This is a genomic window from Thermoproteus uzoniensis 768-20, assembly GCF_000193375.1.
Taxonomy (GTDB): domain Archaea; phylum Thermoproteota; class Thermoprotei; order Thermoproteales; family Thermoproteaceae; genus Thermoproteus; species Thermoproteus uzoniensis_A.
Genome location: NC_015315.1, coordinates 347,671 through 368,028 on the forward strand (window position 1 = coordinate 347,671; position 20,358 = coordinate 368,028).

General features: G+C 60.0%; 22 protein-coding genes. 10 read left to right on the plus strand and 12 right to left on the minus strand.

All coding sequences use genetic code 11. The features are described 5' to 3' along the window. The first annotated feature begins 31 nt into the window (after nt 1–31). Entirely contained in the window at nt 32–787 is a 756-nt protein-coding gene (locus tag TUZN_RS01885; protein WP_013679228.1) for an ATP-binding protein, read from the plus strand. Between the two features lie 31 nt (nt 788–818). Here the strand turns inward: TUZN_RS01885 and TUZN_RS10955 are convergent, their stop codons facing one another. Together TUZN_RS10955 and TUZN_RS01890 are read right to left on the minus strand one after the other, a co-directional pair. Continuing rightward, nucleotides 819–1,151, minus strand: a complete 333-nt coding sequence (locus TUZN_RS10955; protein WP_148678556.1) for a hypothetical protein — start codon at nt 1,149–1,151, stop codon at nt 819–821. 33 nt (nt 1,152–1,184) lie between these two features. After that, the gene (locus TUZN_RS01890; protein WP_148678557.1) at nt 1,185–1,544 is read right to left on the minus strand and encodes a hypothetical protein; all 360 of its coding nucleotides are present in this window, start codon (nt 1,542–1,544) and stop codon (nt 1,185–1,187) included. Nucleotides 1,545–1,760: 216 nt separating this feature from the next. Here TUZN_RS01890 and TUZN_RS01895 point away from each other — a divergent pair, with 216 nt between their 5' ends. Then, on the plus strand, nt 1,761–3,239 hold the full coding sequence (locus tag TUZN_RS01895; protein ID WP_013679231.1) for a carboxypeptidase M32: 1,479 nt from the start codon (nt 1,761–1,763) through the stop codon (nt 3,237–3,239). Here the strand turns inward: TUZN_RS01895 and TUZN_RS01900 are convergent. The 5 genes from TUZN_RS01900 to hisF all read right to left on the minus strand — a co-directional run bounded on the left by TUZN_RS01900 (nt 3,215) and on the right by hisF (nt 7,495). Further along, on the minus strand, nt 3,215–4,009 hold the full coding sequence (locus tag TUZN_RS01900) for a hypothetical protein (protein ID WP_013679232.1): 795 nt from the start codon (nt 4,007–4,009) through the stop codon (nt 3,215–3,217). The two genes, TUZN_RS01895 and TUZN_RS01900, sit on opposite strands and share 25 nt — an antisense overlap. Next, complete coding sequence (locus TUZN_RS01905; RefSeq protein WP_013679233.1) at nt 3,984–4,748, minus strand: ABC transporter permease; 765 nt, start codon at nt 4,746–4,748, stop codon at nt 3,984–3,986. The genes TUZN_RS01900 and TUZN_RS01905 overlap by 26 nt, the downstream gene beginning before the upstream one ends. After that, a complete protein-coding gene (locus TUZN_RS01910) occupies nt 4,742–5,377 on the minus strand; it encodes a tRNA(His) guanylyltransferase Thg1 family protein (RefSeq protein WP_013679234.1) in 636 nt (211 codons plus the stop codon). The genes TUZN_RS01905 and TUZN_RS01910 overlap by 7 nt, the downstream gene beginning before the upstream one ends. 20 nt (nt 5,378–5,397) lie before the next feature. Continuing rightward, nucleotides 5,398–6,585: a thiolase family protein gene (locus tag TUZN_RS01915; protein WP_013679235.1), complete on the minus strand. Its 1,188-nt coding sequence runs from the start codon at nt 6,583–6,585 to the stop codon at nt 5,398–5,400. Between the two features lie 145 nt (nt 6,586–6,730). Next, nucleotides 6,731–7,495: an imidazole glycerol phosphate synthase subunit HisF gene (gene hisF / locus TUZN_RS01920; protein WP_013679236.1), complete on the minus strand. Its 765-nt coding sequence runs from the start codon at nt 7,493–7,495 to the stop codon at nt 6,731–6,733. Nucleotides 7,496–7,546: 51 nt separating this feature from the next. On the opposite strand from hisF, the gene hisB reads away from it, so the two are divergent. Together hisB and TUZN_RS01930 are read left to right on the plus strand one after the other, a co-directional pair. Continuing rightward, entirely contained in the window at nt 7,547–8,095 is a 549-nt protein-coding gene (hisB, locus tag TUZN_RS01925; protein WP_013679237.1) for an imidazoleglycerol-phosphate dehydratase, read from the plus strand. 81 nt (nt 8,096–8,176) lie between these two features. Beyond that, the gene (locus TUZN_RS01930; RefSeq protein ID WP_013679238.1) at nt 8,177–8,869 is read left to right on the plus strand and encodes a 1-(5-phosphoribosyl)-5-[(5-phosphoribosylamino)methylideneamino]imidazole-4-carboxamide isomerase; all 693 of its coding nucleotides are present in this window, start codon (nt 8,177–8,179) and stop codon (nt 8,867–8,869) included. Here TUZN_RS01930 and guaA read toward each other — a convergent pair. Next, entirely contained in the window at nt 8,866–10,425 is a 1,560-nt protein-coding gene (gene guaA, locus TUZN_RS01935; protein ID WP_013679239.1) for a glutamine-hydrolyzing GMP synthase, read from the minus strand. The two genes, TUZN_RS01930 and guaA, sit on opposite strands and share 4 nt — an antisense overlap. Nucleotides 10,426–10,544: 119 nt before the next feature. Here guaA and TUZN_RS01940 point away from each other — a divergent pair, with 119 nt between their 5' ends. Continuing rightward, nucleotides 10,545–11,828, plus strand: a complete 1,284-nt coding sequence (locus tag TUZN_RS01940; protein ID WP_013679240.1) for an ArsB/NhaD family transporter — start codon at nt 10,545–10,547, stop codon at nt 11,826–11,828. Here the strand turns inward: TUZN_RS01940 and TUZN_RS01945 are convergent. The 3 genes from TUZN_RS01945 to ilvD all read right to left on the minus strand — a co-directional run bounded on the left by TUZN_RS01945 (nt 11,793) and on the right by ilvD (nt 15,739). Beyond that, on the minus strand, nt 11,793–13,037 hold the full coding sequence (locus TUZN_RS01945) for a glycerate kinase type-2 family protein (protein ID WP_013679241.1): 1,245 nt from the start codon (nt 13,035–13,037) through the stop codon (nt 11,793–11,795). The two genes, TUZN_RS01940 and TUZN_RS01945, sit on opposite strands and share 36 nt — an antisense overlap. Continuing rightward, nucleotides 13,012–13,944, minus strand: a complete 933-nt coding sequence (locus tag TUZN_RS01950; protein ID WP_013679242.1) for a sodium:calcium antiporter — start codon at nt 13,942–13,944, stop codon at nt 13,012–13,014. Before TUZN_RS01950 ends, TUZN_RS01945 begins: the two co-directional genes overlap by 26 nt. A gap of 91 nt (nt 13,945–14,035) precedes the next feature. Beyond that, nucleotides 14,036–15,739 (minus strand): dihydroxy-acid dehydratase, encoded by a 1,704-nt coding sequence (gene ilvD, locus TUZN_RS01955; RefSeq protein WP_013679243.1) that lies wholly within the window; start codon nt 15,737–15,739, stop codon nt 14,036–14,038. Between the two features lie 80 nt (nt 15,740–15,819). Here ilvD and TUZN_RS01960 point away from each other — a divergent pair, with 80 nt between their 5' ends. The 5 genes from TUZN_RS01960 (at nt 15,820) to TUZN_RS01980 (ending at nt 19,906) form a co-directional block, all read left to right on the plus strand. Further along, nucleotides 15,820–16,233, plus strand: coding sequence for an SRPBCC family protein (locus TUZN_RS01960; RefSeq protein WP_013679244.1), 414 nt, complete (start codon nt 15,820–15,822; stop codon nt 16,231–16,233). Next, on the plus strand, nt 16,234–16,812 hold the full coding sequence (locus TUZN_RS01965; protein WP_013679245.1) for a nucleotidyltransferase family protein: 579 nt from the start codon (nt 16,234–16,236) through the stop codon (nt 16,810–16,812). It begins immediately after the preceding gene. Then, nucleotides 16,797–17,603 carry a DMT family transporter gene (locus TUZN_RS01970; protein WP_013679246.1) on the plus strand — a complete coding sequence of 269 codons (807 nt, stop codon included), beginning with the start codon at nt 16,797–16,799 and terminating at the stop codon, nt 17,601–17,603. Before TUZN_RS01965 ends, TUZN_RS01970 begins: the two co-directional genes overlap by 16 nt. Before the next feature lie 27 nt (nt 17,604–17,630). After that, nucleotides 17,631–18,455: an aldo/keto reductase gene (locus TUZN_RS01975; RefSeq protein ID WP_013679247.1), complete on the plus strand. Its 825-nt coding sequence runs from the start codon at nt 17,631–17,633 to the stop codon at nt 18,453–18,455. Nucleotides 18,456–18,589: 134 nt separating this feature from the next. After that, complete coding sequence (locus tag TUZN_RS01980; RefSeq protein ID WP_013679248.1) at nt 18,590–19,906, plus strand: M28 family peptidase; 1,317 nt, start codon at nt 18,590–18,592, stop codon at nt 19,904–19,906. Here TUZN_RS01980 and TUZN_RS01985 read toward each other — a convergent pair. Further along, on the minus strand, nt 19,899–20,351 hold the full coding sequence (locus TUZN_RS01985) for a phosphopantetheine adenylyltransferase (protein WP_013679249.1): 453 nt from the start codon (nt 20,349–20,351) through the stop codon (nt 19,899–19,901). The two genes, TUZN_RS01980 and TUZN_RS01985, sit on opposite strands and share 8 nt — an antisense overlap. Between the last annotated feature and the right edge of the window lie 7 nt (nt 20,352–20,358).

A 20,358-nucleotide genomic window follows, 5' to 3' on the forward strand; every position in this document is an offset into this window, starting at 1 on the left:
CTCCTTTAATTACGGCCTCGCTGGACGTTACGTGTCGTGCGCTATACCGTCTTGGCCGGTCGCCAGACGCGACGCGAAGCTGGCTGGCAGGCGGTGGGCCCAGGCCCTCGAGGAGCTCGAAGAGCTCGCCTCCAGATACCCGCTGTCTGCGTTGATAGGAAGAGCCGGGATGGGCAAGACGCAGGTTCTGTACGCCCTCTGCGAGAGGATCGACTGTATATACATCGACGCCACGGAGTTCCCAGAGAGGAATCTGGCCTACATGGCGGCGGTCGTAGCTTGGAGGCTCGCGGCGAGGTCCACAGCCCGATCTAAGGTAGTCGACGTGTACAGGCGGTACGGCTTCCAGGGGCTCCTCTCGTTGGCCCAAGGAGACCCCTCGTGGACCCTCTCCGCGGCGTTGGATCTAGCCCCCGGCAGGGTTGTGGTGGCCCTAGACGAGTGGATGCCGAGCCCGGAGGATCCGCAGTTCTTCCAAGCCGCCTCGGCCCTCCACAGAATAAGGAACATGGGCCTCGATAGGGCCGGATTCGTGGTGTCGTTTCTGCCCGAGGTCTACGAGAAGCTCGCGTCGAAGATCCCGCCGCTGGGCAATATACTAACCGCCGTATCCGTCCAGCTACCCGACGTGTTGACCGAGGAGGACGCCGAGGAGATCGCCGCGGCATACTGCCCGGAGAGGACCAAGGCGGCTGTGTCTCTGCTGAGGACTAGGCCCGACATCACCGTGAGGGAGCTACTGATGGCCATGTCTGCGACTAAGGAGGTCGAGATACCAATAGAGTAGGTTGAGAAACAGGATCGGTATCTGCGAGGAGTCAGCCCTCTGGCAACGACGGGGGCGGTAGCGTTATTTGTATATTTCCACATACGCAGTAGGTAGGGCTCCAGGACTTATAGCTAGGCAAACCTGTGGGGTAAATCCACTGGCCAGTGACGCCGTCTATGGCTATCCAGGGATAGCTTACCAACGCCGTGCTGCCGGGGCAGTAGTAGTTTGCGTGTACTGACGTGGTCTGCACTGCTGCGTAGCGGTGGGACGGTGAATAGTACGTAGTGCCCGGCGCGTTTGTCTGACATACTGTAACGTTGTTATTTGTATCAACCCAACCGGCGGGGAGAACGTCCGCAACTCCCTGTCCTAGATTCACGGCGAAGTACCCAGCGGCATATGTCGACGCCGCTCATGTGCCAAGCCAGTACCACGATACTCCATAATAGCTATACAGCACTACCGCGTCCAGCGGTTGCGCCGTCTCTATAACCACTTTATACACCCTACCTCCAGCCTTCACGATCTCCGTCGCGTTTCCGTTGAGCGGTATGTGGTATTCGCCGTCTGCCGATGCAACCATTACCGTTCTGGAGGACACTTCGCGGCCGGTGGCTACATCGTACACCTCGAAGCTGAGCGTGGGCTGCGGGGCTCCTCTGGGCAACACCACCGCGTACAAGCGCCCGCCGTCCTCCACGACCGCGACCGTGCGGTTGACGAGCGCCTCCAGCGGAGTGCCCCGCAGAGCCGATCTACTGAGGTAATGCACGTTGCTTTGAGCAAGCATCGCTCTTGCCCTAGATGCTAGTATTCACCGTTATATACATTTCCTGGGCTTCTTTATTATTTTTCAACTTGGACAATAGGCTAAGTTATTATAGTATTTACTCTAATCATCGCAGAACGGGTGTTCGGAAGCCGTCAACGACCGCGTCGGCCGCACGTTCGACGGAATCGATATATAGTTTTATTGGAACGCGGCTCTATGGAGATTAAATCGTCTACGGTCAAGGAGATCTTGGAGCGCTACAAGACTATCTGGGCGCTCAACCACGCCAGCGGCGTGTTGGGCTGGGACCGAGAAGTCTACATGCCGGAGGAGGGAATCGGCGGGAGGTCGCTGGCCGCCGCCGAGATAGCTAAACTTATCCAGAAGCTGATGCTGGACGAGTCGTTTGTCAAGCTGATAGACAAGGCCAAGGAGGAGAGGGACCTCACCGACGACGAGAGGGGCATAATCCGCATGCTCGAGAGGGATCTCAAGTTCTACAGGAGGGTGCCTCCCGAGATTGTCGCCGAATTCGCCAAGACGACCAGCGAGGCCTTCGTCGCCTGGCGCACTGCCAAGGAGAAGGCCGACTTCAAGATCTTCGCGCCGTATCTGGAGAGGATCGTGGAGCTGACCAGAGTGATAGCGGATAAGCTGGGGTACGACGAGCATCCCTACGACGCCCTCCTCGACCTATACGAGGAGGGCTTGACGTCGCGGGACGTCGACTCGATATTCTCGGTGCTGGAGCCCGGGATAAGGCGCCTCCTAGGCAGGCTCGAGGCCAGAGGGTGGCCTAGGTCGCATCCCCTAGAGGAGGAGCCCTACGACAGACAGAGCATGGAGGCCGCCATAAGGGAGGTCTTGGGCCTCATAGGGTATCCCCAAAGGCGGTTCAGGTTAGACGTGTCGCCGCACCCCTTCACTACGGGCTTGGCCTCGCCGTTTGACGTGAGGATAACCGTCAGATATCCGCCCAGGGACTTCAGAGAGCCCTTGTTCTCGGCCATCCACGAGTTCGGCCACGCGCTATACGAGTTGCAGATAGACGAGAGCTACGCGTTCACTCCCATCGGCACTGGCGTCTCGCTAGGGGTGCACGAGTCGCAGTCTAGGTTCTGGGAGAATATAGTCGGCAGATCGAGGGGCTTCACGGCCCACATAGCGCCTATACTGAGGAGGCACCTCCCCTTCCTCTCCAAATACTCCGACGACGACCTCTACTACTACTTCAACATAGTGCGGCCCAGCCTGATAAGGACCGAGGCGGACGAGGTCACCTACAACCTACACATACTGCTCCGCTACAGGCTAGAGAGGCTCATGGTGGCCGGGGAGGTCAAAGTCGCCGATCTGCCGGCTCTCTGGAACGACGAGATGGAGAAGCTCCTCGGCATAAGGCCCAAGAACGATGCTGAGGGCGTGCTCCAGGACATACACTGGTCCCACGGAAGCATAGGGTATTTCCCCACGTACACTTTGGGCAACGTGATAGCGGCCCAGATACGCCACGCCTTCGGCACTCTCGAGGAGGCCGTGGCCGCCGGGAGATTCGCCGAGATCAAAGAGTGGCTACGCGAGAAGATACACAGATGGGGCGCCGTGTATCCGCCGAAGGAGCTTGTGAGGCGCGCGACCGGCGAGACGTACAATCCGACCTACCTACTAAACTATCTAGAGAATAAATATAAATAATATCTGATTACTTTATCAATTTTAAATATTAATATAATCGATGAAATTGATAAAATATAATCTATAGTTAAGACTATAGCGGGATCGAGGGGCCACGAGCCTGTCCCTGCATAGATCGTGGGCGCTATTACGTACTGGAGCGGCGACAGCAGGAGGATGCGCGCTATCTCTTTAGGCAGTGCCGTGGGCGGGATAATCCCGCCCATGAGAGGCACCACTAGCTGGAACGCGAGCCCGACCACCCAAGTGTTCTCCGTCATGTTCATGAGGTATAAAGCCGCCACGCCTACAGCCAACGAGAACGCCATGAGGGGTGGAATCGCCGCGGCGAAGAGCAATGGCTGTTCTAGCTTGGGCGTCCCGCCGAATATCAACGAGAATATGGCCAACAACATGGCCGAATCGACCGTTGACCATATCGACGAGTCGACGAAGAGCCATGGGAGCAACACCGAGGCGAGGCCTCCGCGCGCCGCCAGTATCTGCTCAGCTAAGCCGCCTCTGAGGCTGGGTCTGGCCTCTGCGGCGGCCCATACCGGCTCGGAGTATAGGAAGTAGGTCAGGAAAGTCCAAAACATATATCTGTCGATCCTTGCCCTAGCTACGCCGTACCAAGACATGGCTATTATCGCGGCTATCAGCCAAAGCGACATCGATACGGAGCCCGAGACGACTCTCTGCCAGGCGCGTGTGTTGAGACGCGAGAACCTAAGATACTCCCTGGCCAGCTCGCGTAGGAGGGCCCTAGACGATCCCGCGACGTCTTGCATAGGCGTTCATCACCCGGAAAACTAACAGGCCCACTAGGACGTAGAGCATGTAGGCTCCCAGGAGCCCCAAGCTCTCGATCTGTAGCTTGAGGCCTAGCGCGAAACCCCTCACGGCTTGCGCCAGAGCGGCCATCGGGAGCGCCGAAGCGGCCAGCTCTAAATAGGGCGGGAGGATCGACAGCGGGTATATGGCGCCGCCGAGCAACGTCAGGACGGCGCCTACGGGCATGACGAGAACGCCCGGATCCCTCACCACAGGCAACAGAGACGCCAGTATTATGCCTATGCCCAAGACCGGCAGTATCCCGACAAAGGCCAACGCGTAGGCGACGGCTGTTGCCACGCCGTATATCGGCCCCTTTATGGCGCCCACTATCACAGCCGTGAAGGCCAGAGAAAGGCCGCTGAATATCAGCGCCTCGGCGAGGAATACGCCGTAGAACGTCTCGAGCATGCGCGAGGGCGACGCCAGAATGTAGTCGTATAGGCCTTCCCTCACGTAGTCCCTGACCACCCACACGGTCTCGCCGACCGCAATCTGGCCCAGCACCAACAACGACGAGCCGACTAGCTGATATAGGTACTTATCGACGTCAACCGCACCCGAGAGCAACCAGCCGCCGGCTAGGAGCAGAGAGGAGAAGAGAGGGGGCAGTATCGATATGAATAGGGCCGACGCTAGGGATCTCGACAGCGTTTTGAACGCCGCGTAGAAGCTCGCCGCAAGCCCCCTCAACATAGTCCGTATTTTGTCAAGAAGTCGCAGAGATCTACGTCGCCCCATCCGCCGTCCTCCAGCATAAGGGAGCCCCAGCCCAGCGATAGGTCGGCTCCTGAGAGCGCGCTCAGCACATCGCCTACGGGCGGCGTGGGGCCAGAAATCACGCCCCTTTCTCTGGCCAGAGATATGGCGTAGTTGTTCAAGCCTATGCGCGCCCTATACGCGACGTAGCGCGCTATGTCCCGCTCGTCGTAGAGCTTGACCACCCTCGCGTCGAAGTAAAGCGGCCTGCCCAAGAGCGCGGAGACCTTGGCCGAAAGCGCCGAGGGCAAGACGCTGATGATCTTCTGGATTCTGCCTCTGTAGGGGGCGCCGCTTCTGTAGACTAGGTTGACCTCGTCGCTGACGACGTACACAAGCCCGGCGCCGGTCGTCTTAGCCAGATCGGCCGCGGCTCTCTTAAGCGCTCTGTGAACGCCGACGTTCCGCGGGCCGGGGAGATCCGAAAGAGCCTTGCCGAAGTTGACGCCGTCTAGCCTGACGGCAAAGGGAGGCTCCACGTACCCCCTCGGCGCTTCTCTGGAGCGGTAATCAGCTTCGAGCCTAGGAGGCTCTAGGGTCAAAAGAGCCTTGACCAGGCGCTCCACGCCGTCTGTCGTTGCCGGATTTATATTATTTCTAAGGCTACGGCGGTGCCGCCACCAGTGCCGTGGCACAACGCCGCTATGCCGCGCCTGCCGCCCTTAACCTTCAGCACAGATATCAACGTGGTGATTATACGTGCGCCGGATGCGCCCAGCGGGTGCCCGAGCGCAACCGCGCCTCCAAAAACGTTCAGCCTCTCATAGGGCACTTGGAGGACTCTGTGGAACAGTATGTTGTTGACGGCGAAGGCCTCGTTGTTCTCGAAGTAGTCGAACTGGTCCAGCCCCATGCCGATCTTCTTGACAAGCTTCTGCACCGCATATATAGGCGCCTCGACGAAGCGCCATGGCTCCACCATATGCCAAGAGTATCCCAAGATCTTGGCCACAGGCTTGAGCCCCAGCTCCTTCGCCTTGTCGGACGAGGCCAAGACGAGCGCCGCCGCGCCGTCGGACAACTGGCTGGAGTTGCCCGCGGTCAACACCCCGTCGGGCCTAAACGCCGGTTTCAGCTTGGCCAGCTTCTCCAAGTTGGTGTCCGGCCTTATCCCCTCGTCCCTATCCAACTTGACCTGCACTCCGCCTAGGGTATCCTCTATAGGCTCCATGTCCAGAAACCACTTGTTCTCGGTGGCTTTCCAAGCCCTCATATGGCTCTCGTAGGCCACCTGGTCTAGCTCCTGCCTGGTAATGCCCCACTCCTTGGCGACCATCTCGGCCTCCTCTCCCATCAGCAGACCGTTCGTGGGATCGGTCAAGCCGTCGTACACCATCAAGTCGAGCAGTTGTTGCCCTCTGCCTATGAGGTGCTTGACGCCCCAGCGGGTCTCCGACGAGAAGGCCAGAGGAGCCGTCGACATCGACTCAGCCCCGCCGGCGACCACTATATCGGCGTCGCCCAACGCGATCTCCCTATAGGCGTCTATAACCGCCTGCATCCCCGACGAGCACACGCGGTTGACGGTGTAGGCGCTTGTGGTCACGGGAAGCCCGGCGTATAGCGCCGCCTGCCTCGCAAGGCTCTGGCCCTGCCCTCCTTGTAGGGTCGAGCCTATGATAACCTCCTCAACCAGCTTGCCGTCCAGCCCGATCCTCTCAAGAGCTTTACGAATAGCGAAAGCGGCCAGATGCGCGGTCTTGATGTCCTTAAGCGCTCCGCCGAACTTCCCTATAGGAGTCCTGGCGTAGCCAACTATCCAGACCTCGCGCATAGTCGCGTCGGCCTTAGTTGTTTAAAACCTTACCTTGAAGCTTCTGTTAAAACCCTAGCTATTTCTTGACGATATGAATAAATATATTTATCTATTATTACTTTCTATTAACTAGGTATATATAATTGTAAAAATAATTGTCGGCTCAATAATCTACGCGCACATCGACGCCTCTCGACGCTAGATATTCCTTAAGCCTCCTTATATCAACTATGCGGAAGTGGAATAGGCTGGCTGCGAGCAAGCCGTCGGCACCGGCTAAAGCCGCTTCGTAGAAGTGGCTGTAATCGCCGGCGCCGCCCGACGCTATTAGGGGGACTTTGGCGGCCGAATACACGGCCTTTATTAGGTCTAAGTCGTAGCCGGACCTAGTGCCGTCCCTATCTATCGACGTCACCAACAACTCGCCTGCTCCCAGCTCGACGGCCTTGGCGGCCCACCTCACCGCGTCGAGATCCGTCGGCGTGTTGCCGCCCCTTATGTAGACCTTGTAGCTCTCGCCGACTCTCTTGGCGTCTATGGCGACGACTGTGGACTGCGAGCCGTACTGCCTAGCCAGCTCGGCCACGAGCTCAGGCTTTCTAACCGCGGCCGTGTTGACCGACACCTTATCGGCCCCTGCCTTGAACAGCTTGTCGGCGTCCTCCATCGACCTCACGCCGCCTCCTATCGTCACCGGTATAGAGACGGAGGTGGCCACCTCCCTCACCACCTTCAAGAACGTGGGGCGGTCCTCCACGCTGGCAGTTATGTCGAGCACCACCAGCTCGTCGGCGCCCTCCTCGTCGTAGCGCATCGCCAGCTCTACCGGATCGCCTACTTCTCTAAGTCCCTGGAAGTTCACGCCCTTGACCACGACGCCCCGCCTCCCGTCTATATCGAGGCAGGGGATCACCCTCACAGCAACCACGCGCCTAAAACCTAGGATAAATATATCTTATATAGGGGACGCGGTAGCCTCATGGTCGTCAGAGAGACTAAGGAGACCAGAGTGGTGGTGGAGCTCACGAGAGGGGGGCCTCTCTCGATCTCCGCGCCTGTGCCGTTCCTCGCCCATATGGTCGAGACCCTGCTTTACTACGCGGGATTGGGCGGCAGGTTGGAGGCGAAGGTGCTTAGAGATCTAGACGAGGGCCACCACGTGATAGAGGACGTCGGCTTGGCCCTAGGCATGGCGCTGTCGGAGCTAGCCGGCGATAGGAGGTCCATAGCCCGCTACGGCTGGGCCATAGTGCCGATGGACGAGGCCGAGGCAGTCGTCGCGGTGGATCTCGGCGGCAGGCCCTATTGGGTGGTCAAGGCAAGACTGCCTCGGATCGCGATAGGCGGCTACCCGACGTATATGTTCCCTCACTTCGTGAGGTCGCTCGCGTCCGAGCTCAAGGCGACTATACACGTCAGAGCGCTCGGAGAGGACCCCCATCATATAATCGAGGCGGCGCACAAGGCGTTGGGGCTTGCGTTGAGGCAGGCGCTCGCGCCCTCCGACAGGCCCGTCACGACCAAATGATCAGCCGGATAACCGCACGCCTCACCTGTCCGACTCCCCGAGACCTCATCACCGTTTTTAACGGGCCCCCTTCTTAAAACCATGCTCGTCATACCCTCCATAGATCTGGAGGGCGGGAGGGCCGTTAAGAGAGTTAAGGGGAGGCGGGGCGAGTACGTCTTCGTCGGCGATCCGTTGGAGCTCGCCCGCAAGTTCTCCCGAGCCCCTTTGGTCCATATCGTTGACCTAGACGGCGCCGAGCGCGGGGCGCCCGCCAATCTAGACGCCGTAGCCGCTATATCGGACATCGTGGAGGGGGCTTGCCAGCTGGGCGGAGGGCTGAGGGATCTGCGCTCGGTGGAGAGGGCCTTGGACCTCTGCGACTACGCGGTGGTGGGCACTTTGCCTTTCACGGAGCCGCGGCTTTTCGAGGAGATAGCCAGGGCTTTCCCGGGAAAGGTCGTGATCTCGCTGGATGTTTCGGAGGGCTGGGTCATGGGAGGCGGCTGGACCGTCAAGCTGGTGAAGTTCAAGGACGCCTTGAGGCGGCTGGAGGGGCTCGACCTAGCCGCGGCGATATACACGTCGGTCGACGTGGAGGGCACGGGGGCCGGGCCTCTGTTGACGGACGTGGAGGCGCTTAGACGTATAGCCAGGAAGGTGTACTACGCCGGCGGCGTCTCCCACTGCGGCCACCTAGAGCTTCTAAGATCGGCTGGCTTCGACGGCGCTATAGTCGGCTACGCCCTATATAGAGGCGATCTGTCCTGCGTCCGCGAGGACTTCACGTACTAGCACGGCTCTATCGTCGCGGGGGGCTTGGGCGTGACGGCGTAGGCAACCATGACCACGCCCGAGACCTCCGACGTTATCCTGGAGGATATCCTCGACAAGACCTCCTTGTCGAGCTCCGGCCAGTCCGCGGTCATGGCGTCCTCGCTCTGCACGACCCTGACTATCACCACGTGCCCCACGGCCCTTGCGTCCCCCTTGACGCCGACCCACTTGTCGTCTCCCACTGCGGCGAACGCTTGCCAGACCTTGTCGTGTAGGCCCGCCCTCCTAAGCTCCTCCTCGACTATACGCGAGGCCCTTCTGGCGATCTCCAACTTCTCTCTAGTGAAGCGGCCCATCACCCTCACCGCCAGCCCAGGTCCCGGAAAGGGGTGTCTGCTGACGAGCTCCTCCGGAAGGCCCAGAGCTCTGCCGATAGCTCTCACTTCGTCTTTGTAGAAATCCCTAAGAGGCTCCAGCACCTTGAGGCCTAGCCATTGGGGCAACCCGGCGACGTTGTGGTGGCTCTTTATCCTATCTGCGCCCTTCACGGCGCCGCTCTCTATCACGTCGGGGTACAACGTGCCCTGGGCCAGCCATCCAGCGCCCTCTATCTTGGCAGCTACCTCTGCGAAAACCTCGGCGAAAGTCTCGCCGATTATCCTACGCCGCTCCTCGCAGTCCTCCACGCCCTCGAGCCGAGCCAGGAACTTCTCGGAGGCGTCGACGTAGACCACGTCTAGGCCTAGCCTCTTGAGTGCCGAGAGCACCTCCTCCGGTTCGCCTTCCCTGAACAAGCCGTGGTTCACGAATATAGGCACCGCGCGCTCGCCGACAGCCCTAGCCGTCAGCACGGCCGTTACCGTGCTGTCGACCCCTCCGCTCACAGCCACGAGGACCTTCTCGTGAGGCCCTACCGCGGCGCGGATGCGCTCTACTATACTCGGTATCTGGGACGCCGGATCCCAACGTTGCGATGGCCTTATCCCCACCACCTTCTCGACGAAGTTGCTGAAGATGAGCCTTCCCTTAGCCGTGTGAGAGACCTCCGGGTGGAACTGGACGCCGTATATGGGCCTTTCTACAGACTTCATGACGGCAATATACCCCCTTTCAGAAACGGCGAGTATCTTGAAGCCGGGCGGCGGGGCGGCCACATAGTCGCCGTGGGACATCCACACAGTCTCCTCCCTGTCGAGGCCGGCCAGGAGAGGGTCGTCCTCGAGAAGACTCACCTTAGTGTCGCCGTACTCTCCCGGGCCTCTCTCCACCCTCCCGCCCAACATCTTGGCAATGAGCTGGTGCCCATAGCATATGCCCAAGACGGGGATCTGGGCCTCGAAGATCGCCGGGGTTATTCTTATCTCCTCCTCCAAGACGCTCTTCGGGCCGCCCGATAGGACTACCGCGGCCACGTCGTCTTGGCGCAACGCGTCCTCCAGCTGTTCTGGCTGTACCAACACCGCGAAGAGGCCGGCCTCTCTGAGGCGCCTCGCTATAAGGTGCGCGTACTGGCCGCCGAAGTTCACCACGATAGCCTTCCTCGGCTGCTCCACGTCGGTAGTCCCCATATCCATTATAAATTTTCACTTCATAGGAAGCCGTATAGCCTTGAGGAGGATCCTGGATTAATTTAATCTTTTGCTTAAAGAGATGCGACCGCTACTTTAAATAGCTTCCGCCCCGCGCGTGCGCCATGGGCTTCATCCAGCAGACCATAGCGGCGGTCGCCCTAGCCATACTGATCGGAGGACTTGTTGTGAAGTCTCGATTTCCGCGCGTGCCGGCGTGGTCGATCATGGCCTTTACGTCGTTCGTGGTGGTTGTCGGGGGCCTATTGCCGATCGGCGAGTTGGGCTCCGCCGTCGATCTCGACGTAGTGCTTTTCCTAATAGGCATGTTCTCGATAGTCTCCATGGCGGAGTCCTCAGGCCTCCTCGACGCCGTGGCGTACTGGTTCCTCGCCAGAGCCGGCTCCACGAGGAGGATGCTCATACTTTTGTCTCTACTGTTCGGCATGCTCGCAGCGTTTACGGTCAACGACGCCGTGGCCTTAATGGGGCCGGCCATAGTCGCAACAGCGGCGAGGATCGCCGGCGTGGAGCTAGAGCCACTCGTATTGTTGCTGGCTTTCTCCGTAACTATAGGCTCCGTCGCGACGCCTATAGGCAATCCCCAAAACGTCTTAATAGCGGTCCAGTCCGGCATAGCTACCCCGTTGCTCACCTTCTTGAAGTACTTGTTGGTGCCTACCTTGGCGAACCTACTGGCGCTGTCTGTGCTGATATCTAGGTGGTACGGCATACCGGACAGAAAGATCAACGCGGTCTTCGTGCCCGCCGAGTTTATAAAGAACAGACGCGACGCCTACCTCGCCGGCGGCGCCCTGATATCAGTCATAGCGGCGTTGCTGATCAACGACGTCCTCACGTTGATGGGGTTGCCCCATGTAGAGAACATAGGCTTTATACCCTTCGTCGTCGCCGCGGCTGTGTATATCTTTTCGTCGGAGCCGAGGAAGGTGCTGGAGGGCGTTAACTGGGGGACCATTATCTTCTTCATAACCATGTTCATAACCATGCGGGGCGTTTGGAACAGCGGACTCCTCCAGCCCGCCGTGGGGGCTCTGATGCCGGAAAAGGAGGGGCCCACTGTAGGCATACCGGCGATAACGGCCGAATCGCTACTATTCAGCCAAGCGCTGTCTAACGTGCCCTTCACCGAGCTCTTCATACAGTACATGAAGACGGCGGGCTACGGGCCTCAAGACGTCTGGTCGTGGCTCACGTTAGCCACGGCGGCCACTATAGCGGGCAACTTGACCCTACTGGGAGCCGCGTCGAATATAATAATACTCGAGGTAGTGGAGAGCAGATACTCCAAAACGATAAAATTCGGCGAGTTCGCCAAGAGGGGTGTCGTGATCACGGCCGTCAATATGGCCCTATATCTGCCCTTCTTGTATCTGGCCGCCCGCTAGGAGATCTTTGAGGTGGCTCCACCTATCGACGTAGAAAACCAGGTTCAGGTTCGAGCCCGTGGAGCCTGTGTAGATCGCCCGGCCGGTGGCCTCGAACGGCCTAAACGTGTCGTTCTCCTCGAAGAGGCGGCCCACGTCCATGCCGGCCTCCGCTATGTCCCTCAAGAGCTCGGGATCGGCCCACACCCCCGCCGCGCCTGTGTTGCCGTCGAGGCCGTCGGTGGCGAGGGCCAAGACCGCTAGCTCGCCTGTCGAGGATAGGGCGAAGGACAGGGCGAACTCGCTGGTCCTGCCGCCCCTTCCTCTGCCCCTAACTGTCACGGAGGGCTCCCCGCCGAGGATCAAAGGGGTTCCGAGCTCTTTGGCCATATAGGCAACCAGCCTGCCCACATCGCGCGCCTCGCCGACAAGGCAGGAGGTGACCACGCGACCGCCGACCGCGTTGCGGAGCGCCTCCAAGACGTCGAGGTTCCGGGCCACCACAACCGCCCTATGAGGAAAGCTCGAGGGCGTGTCTCTAGAGCCCCTCCTCGATTCTATGAGGCGGCGCACGCTCTCCGGCAATCTGCCCCAGAGCCCCCTCACCTTTAGGTAGAGGTACGCCTCGTCTGGCGTCGTGTCGTCGGGCACGCCGGGGCCTGAGCCGACGTCCGAGGGGTTGTCGCAAGGCACGTCGCTGGCTATTAGGTTGACCACCTCGGCCCCCCGCGCCGCCGCGATGTGCCCTAGCCTTCCTCCCTTGATGGCAGACAGCCTCTTCCTCACCGCGTTCATTTCATGTATCGTCATGCCGCTCTTGAGCAAGATCTCCCACGCCTTCAGGAAATCTTCCTCGGAGACCAACGGCGCCTCCATAAGGCTCGACGCGCCTCCGGACACCAGGAGCACGAGAGTGTCGCCGCGTCCTAGGGATTCTACGTAATCCAAGACGGCCCGGCCTGCCTCGAAGCTCCTCTCCGTCGGGATCGGGTGGTCCGCCACGTAGAGTTTGACTGAGCGCGGGACCGGGCCGGCCTGCGGCGCCACGGCTACGCCATCTATTATATCGGCCACGGCCTCCAGCCCCTTCAACATAGACAGCGCGCCCTTGCCTACAGCCACCGCCCTAACCTCGCCGAGGTTGCCGGCCTTGGCCGCGACCGCCTTGCTCAGATCGGCCGCGGAGAGTACGGCCCTGACTATCCTAGAGGTGGTGTAGGTACCAGACATAGCCGGCCAGTCCAAGCGGGGCCGTCAGTCCGAAGTAGCCGCGCCATACGGCGGCGGCCTCCAATAACGATATCACCACCGCTATTATCAACGCCGTGGCCGCCGCAGGCTCCAGCGTGTAGATGCCCAAGGCCATAGCCAGGCCGGGGTAGAACGTGCCGTAGAGAGCCTTCTCGCCGACTATGACCCCGACGCCCTCGTCGTCCTTCCCTCTCGCCACGAAGACGAGCCCAGCTATCGACTCGGGCAGAACGGTCGCCACGGGCACGAGCACCACGGCCAACGCCGTTTCGTCCAGCCCCAGCGAGGCGCCCAGCCCCGTTATGCCTCCGACGAGCCACTCGCCGCCCAGATACATGGCCGCCACAGAGGCGGCCGTCTGCAAGACGGGGTTCCTGAGATAGAGGCGCGGGCTCTCGCCCGCCTCGGCCTTTCCGCCCAATGCGCGCCCGGCATATGCGAAATACGCCGCGAGGATGAGCGCCCCGTACAGCCTGCCGTATAGGCCGTACCTCTCCGGGTGCAGGAACAATATAGGCACAAGCGGAATCGTGAAAGCCAAAAGCGGCAACGCCACGCGTCTATGTACGTGCGGTACCGGCGTGGATCTCCTCCTCAACGCCCAGAAGATTGCAGAGACGACGAGGACGACAGGATATATAATGGTGGAGGCCATGAAGGGCTGGGCCACGATGGAGCCCCAAGCCACGTCGGCCTTGCCTTGCAGTAGCGCTATTAGGAAGACCGCCAGCTCGGGACTCGACGTTATGACCGGCGCCACTATCATGGCCACGCCCGCGGTGGAGCGGCCTGTCCTCGCGCTGAAGTAATAAACAAGTTGCTCGACCAGCAACCCGGCCGCGATAGTTAGGGCCATGCCGCCGATAATCTCGACAACCGAGATCACATGTCAAGTAAAAAGAGCCCTATATAACACAACGTTGATCGACGATCGTCGCAATAAAAACGCGCTGCGAAGACTAACGGCCCTGGAGCCTTCAATAGTCGACGTATAGCGGCGAGGGAGTTGTCACCGCGCCTTTATCGGCTTGTTGCACCAACGCGGCGTATTTGGCCAGGAGGCCGCCGGCGTAGTTCGGCTTAGGCGGGCTCCACGACTTCCTGCGGCGCTCGAGCTCCTCGTCGGGTACGTCTAGCTTGAGCAAGCCGGCCTCTCCATCTATTACGACCCTATCGCCCTGCTGGACGAGGGCTATCGGCCCTCCCACGGCGGCCTCCGGCGCCACGTGGCCCACCATTATGCCCCTCGTGGCTCCGGAGAAGCGGCCGTCCGTCACCAACGCGACGGATTCGCCCAACCCGGCGCCTACTATGGCCGCCGTCACTTTAAGCATCTCCGGCATGCCCGGAGCGCCCTTGGGGCCCACGTACCTTATCACCACGACGTGGCCGGGCTTGACCTCGCCTCGCGTCACCGCCTTGAACGCCTCCGCCTCGTCGTCGAAGGGCAAAGCCTTCCCCTCGAACCTCAAGGCGCCGGCGGCTCCGATCTTCATCACGGCCCCGTTAGGGGCTAAATTGCCCCAGAGTATCCTTATGCCCGAGTAGGGCTTATACGGCTTCTCTACGTCGTACAGGATGCCCGACTCGGGCACCGCCGGCGGTTGCCATCTGTCCAGAAGTTTGCCCAGAGGCTCGCCTTCTACTGTCACGGCTTCGGGCCTCAGCAGACCTGCCTTGTATAGTTTCTTCAGTATGCGCGGCACCCCGCCTATTCTGTCGAGATCCTGCATGGCGTAGGGCCCGGCAGGCCTCAGAGCCGCTATCACGGGCACCTTCTTGCTGATCTCGTCGAAATCCTTAAGCGTGAAGCTCACCCCCGCCTCGTGGGCTATGGCCAGCAAGTGCAGTATGGCGTTTGTGGAGCCCGCAGTGGCGAACAGCGTGACGGCCGCGTTGTATATAGCGTCGTAGGTCACGATATGCCTAGGCCTTATGCCGAGCTCCGCAACTCTCAACAAAGCCCTGCCGGACTCTACCGCATAGGCTCTCCGTCTGCCCGTAGTGGCCGGCGGCGATGCGGAGCCCAGCAAGGAGAGTCCGAGGGCCTCCCCCAGCATGGCCATAGTGTTGGCTGTGAAGAGGCCTTGGCAAGTGCCGTAAGTCGGGAAGACTTCGTACTCGTACCGCCTCAGATCCTCCTCGGTCATCTTGCCGGCCGACACAGCGCCGACGGCCTCGAAGACGTCCTCGACCGTGAGCTCCTGCTCGCCCAGCCAGCCCGCCTCGGCCGTTCCTCCGTATAGATATACAGCGGGCAGATTCAGCCTCACCATGGCCATCATTATGCCCGGCTGGGTCTTGTCGCACCCGCCTATCCCCACCCAACCGTCCACTCCGTGGGAGTTCAGCTGGGCCTCTATGCTGTCCGCTATTAGGTCTCTGCTTATGAGCGAGTACCTCATGCCGGGAGTCCCCATATTTATGCCGTCGTTCACCACTATCGTCGGCGCCGTCAAGGCAACGCCGCCGGCCTCCTTCACTCCTTCCTTGACATATTTAGCAAGCTCTAGGGTGTGGTAGTTGCAAGGCCCTATCTCGCTCCAGGCCGCCACTACGGCCATTAGAGGCTTCGAGAAGTCCTCGTCCGAGAAGCCCACGGCCCTGAGATACGATCTATGGGAGGCGTTGTCGAGGCCTTCATACCACTTAGACGACCTTATCTTTATTTTAACCGCCATAGCAGTTATAGATCCTATATATTAATCGTCCCCCGCGCGTAGTCCGTTAGCAATATTTAGCCCCCGCCAGGCGATAGCCCATGGAGCTGAGGTATGAGGGAAGGCTCAGGCTAAGGGACCCCTCGAACTTCGGCAAGTTGCTCGATCCCGAAGCTGTCGGCAAGGCCTTCCCCGGCGTGACCGCCGTGACGAAGGAAGGAGAGTGGTACAGGGCCAAGATGTCTATAGGCGTCGGGAGCCTTAAGGGCGCCATGGACGTCAAGTTCAGATACTCTGAGGTGCAGGAAGATAGGGCGACGGTCGTGGGGACCGCCAACGGCCTTCAGAGCGTCGTCGACTTCACTATAAGCTTCTTCAGAGAAGGGTCTGAAGTGCGGTGGGTCTTCCAAGGAAACGCGCGCGGTCTCATCTCGGCGCTTGGGAAACCGATAGTCGACGCCGCCGCGAGATCTATCGTCGAGAAAGTTACGGCAAACCTGCAGGAGCTCGTCTGAATGAGCACGGCCGTGGTGGTGCTCGCGGCGGGCGAGTCCAGAAGATTCGACGGGTTTAAGCTACTCGCGGACATCTGCGGCGAGCCTGTGGTCGTCAGGTCGGTCAAATCAGCTACGGCGGCCGGCGTAGGCCCCGTCTACGTCGTGGTGGGCCACAACGCCGAGGCCGTCCGCACGGCCATAGAGCGGAGGGGACTCGACGTAGCCTTCGTCTACAACCCCTGGTATGGATTGGGCCTAAGCACGAGCCTCAAGGCGGCTCTAATCTCCGCGCCGTTTTTCAAGCGGTATATAATCGCGCTTGGCGATATGCCGCTAGTGAGGCCCGATACCTACAGAAGGCTTCTGGCCCACGGCGATGCGGCAGACATAGTGTATCCCACCTACGGAGGCGTAAGGGGGAACCCGGTCCTAATACGCCGCTCGGTGCTCCCTAAGGTCCTCGATATACAGGGCGATATAGGGATCCGGGCCATAATGGGCGCGTCCAAGTCCATAGGAGTCGAGGTAGACGATCCAGGGATCTTGATAGACGTAGACAACAAAAGAGATATGACGGCGGTATGTGGCTGGGAGTAGCTCTGGCGACCGCGGCGTCTGTCTTGTGGGCGATAGGCCCCTTCCTCTACAAGACGGGGGCGACTGAGAGCGCCCTCGACGACCTATTCTCGATAGCTCTCGCCGCGACGCTGTCGGCGATTCCGCTGGCCGCGTTGGGACTGAACCTATCGCCCCAAGCTTGGCTCTACGGCGCCGCGTTCTCCATATTCGGCCCAGTCCTAGGCACCTACGTATATCTCCTCTCGCTTAGGTACGCGGAGGTGGGCCTCGCCAACCTGGTCTCCTACGCCTACATAGTGTTGGTTCCCGCGCTGGCGGCGCCGTTTGAGGGCATATCGGGGCGGTACATAGCCGCGAGCTCGCTGGCGATGGCCGGGCTCTACCTAATAATGAAGGCGAGGAGGGGATCCGCCAAGGGGTTCGCCCTCGCGCTTCTCTCCGCCGTGTTCTACGCGGTCTCGTTCCTAGCTCTAGGCGCCGCGACGACCTCGGTAGATCCCTGGAGCTTCACCTTCGTCAGAGCACTGGTCCTGTTCCTGGCTACGGGGGCGCTAGAGGCAGTCAGGCGGCGGAGGCCGAGGATCAGCCCCAGAATATTCACAGCCGGCGTCCTCAGCTACGGCATAGGCGGCCCTCTGTTCATACTATCTACATACTATATAGGCGTGGCGGTGCCGACGATACTGACGGCGCTTTCGCCTGCCCTAACCCAAGCGATCACGTATTGGAAGTTGGGGGAGAGGCTAGACGCGCGTTCGGGGGCCGGATTCGCCTTAGTGCTGGCGGGCGTCGTCCTGGCATCTGCTTAGTTTTTATTTACGGAGGTCGAGAACATTATGGCTAGGGACGTCAAGTGCGTGAAGTCCGTCGGGTGCGTCTCGGCGGTGGGGATGGGCACTTGGGGCATGGGAGGAGGCTTCTGGACCTCCGACTACAGCAACGACGAGGGCTGGGTCGAGGCCCTCGAGCTCGGCATTGAGCTCGGCATGACACTCATCGACACCGCGGAGATGTACGGCGGAGGCCACAGCGAGGAGCTGGTGGGGCGGGCGGCCAAGGGCTTCAAGAGAGACGAGCTGTTCATAGTGACCAAGGTGTGGCCTAACCACGCCAAATACGACGACGCGTTGAGGTCGGTTGAGGCCAGCGTCAGGAGGCTCGGCACCTACGCCGACTTGATACTGCTCCACTGGCCTAGCGACTCGGTGCCCATATGCGAGACGGTGAAGGCCTTTGAGGAGGCGATTAATAAAGGGTATGCGAGATTCTGGGGACTCAGCAACTTCAACGTGAAGGGGATAGAGGAGGCGAGGAGTTGCGCTAAGAAGTACGATGTAGCCGCCGTGGAGAACAGATACAGCTTGAAATACAGAGCGGACGAGCACTCGGTCATACCGTACGCCGAGAGGGAGGGGTTGTTATACCTAGCCTACACGCCGATAGAGAAGGGCGTTCTGGCGCACGACCAGCTCTTGTCCGAGATAGGAAGGAAGTACGGCAAGACGGCCGTACAAGTTGCGCTCAACTGGTACATCGGACTGGGGACCGTTGTGCCGATCCCCAAGGCCGGCAATAAGGACCACGTCAGAGAGAACGCAGGCGCCATGGGCTGGCGCTTGAGCAAGGACGATTGGGAGGCGATAAGCGAACATTTCAAATAGGCGGGATCGTCACCGATCATACCGGGTTCATGTCGTCAACGATCAGCCCTCTCGCCTAGGACGACAGATATCTACAATTTTAAACTTATCGCCAGGCCGGGGCCTACTATAAAAATGGCTCTTTCAATAGGTCCGTGGGAGATTTGGCCAGGAAGTGTATGGAGTATAGAGATCTGGCGGCCGGATCCCCTGAGGAGAGAGATTTCTTGGGCTTCATCGCCTCGATCCTCGACATACCCAACATATGGTTGCACTTCTCGCCGGTGGAGGTGCTTTACTGGAGAGACCGCGGCTCGAGCATCGAGGTCGACGGGAAGAGGTACCAGATTCTGGCGATGCCGTACTCGAGGCCGGGAACATACGAGGGCAGGCTCGTGGAGCTCGACGGCGACGTCGAGGGCAATATCGCGCTTGCGCCGTTTCCGCAAGACGTCAACGACGCCAAATATCTCTTGATAAAGGCGGCTAGGCGCGGCGCCTCGGCCCTCGTGCTCTACGGCGACCCTCTGAGGAGGATCGTGGTCACCGACGAGTTCGGGTTCAAGTACGACGCCGCTCCTCCGCCCATATCTGCGGCCAGCGCTCCGTCGGAGATCGGAAGAGCTCTAGGCAAGAGGGCCTCGCTGGACATAGACGTGGAGGCCAAGACGGCCTTCAGCTACAACGTCATCGCCATGAACTCCTTCGAGGACACGCCCATGATATCCGCCCACTACGACCATTGGCTAGCTGGCGCCGCCGACAACTGCGGGGGTGTGGAGGCCGCAATCATGGCGTTTCTCGAGCTGGTGGCGGAGGACTACCCCATAGCCCTCGGCCTCTTCACGGCAGAGGAGGGCGTGGGTCCCCACGTGCCCTCGCTCTACTGGGCATGGGGCTCCCTCGCCTACTTCAGCAGATGGCGGCCTAAGCTGTTGATAAACCTAGACGTGATCGGCCGCGGATCCCCGAAGGCGTACGTCATGCCCTACATGGAGGAGACCGTCAGGGGGCTTCTACCCGTCGATCGCCCGCACGCCGACTTCGACTCGCTCCACTACGAGACGGCGGGCCTCCCCGCAGTCACCATATCCTCCTTGGAAGATATCTGGAACGTCTACCACAGCCCCCTCGACGACGACGTCGACGACGCCGCCGTCGGCTTCGCCGCCGAGATCGCCAAGAGGCTCGCCAGAGTCGAGTCGAAGCCTCCTAGGATAGATCTGTTGCAGTACGGGGTTAGGGCCAGGCCGGATCCCTACGACGCGTGGTCGGTCGCCTACAACTACCTTGTGGTGTTTAAGGACTTCAACCACAGCGATATAATATACGTGAACGTCTTCGACTTCTTGAGAAGAGAGGCCGCCAATTACGCCAGGATAGATCTGCTCGGAGGCCCGACCCTCTGCGTCGGGGACTGCGACAGAGCGCTCGATGTCTATAGAGAGCTGGCCTCACTCAAGCTCACTTGATGCCGAGCACCCTTCTTATGAACGTGGAGGATAGGATGTTGCCGTAGCCGTCCTTCACGGTGGTTATCATCACGACGTCCATAGGCCTAAGGCCTCTCTTGACCCTCTCGTCGTTTATCTGGAGGCCTCTGGGCAAGGTCTCTCTACTGACCACAATGGCCTCAAGATCCGGCCTCGTCACTGCGGGCCCGTAGGGGTCGTTTATCGCGGCGTATTCTATTTTCCTCTCGGGCGCGATCAAGCTCATGAGCGACTTGAGGTTCGCCAGCCTCACGGCGAAAGGCCTCACGTTGTATTGCTTATACGTGGAGGCGAACGAGTCGCTGGTAAGGCCTATCAAGATCTCCTCACCTATTAGCGAGGCCGTAGCGAGCAACTTCACGTGGCCCGAGTGGAGCGTGTCGAAGGTCCCGCCGAGCACGACGTTCTTGAACTGCATCTTCACATCAAGC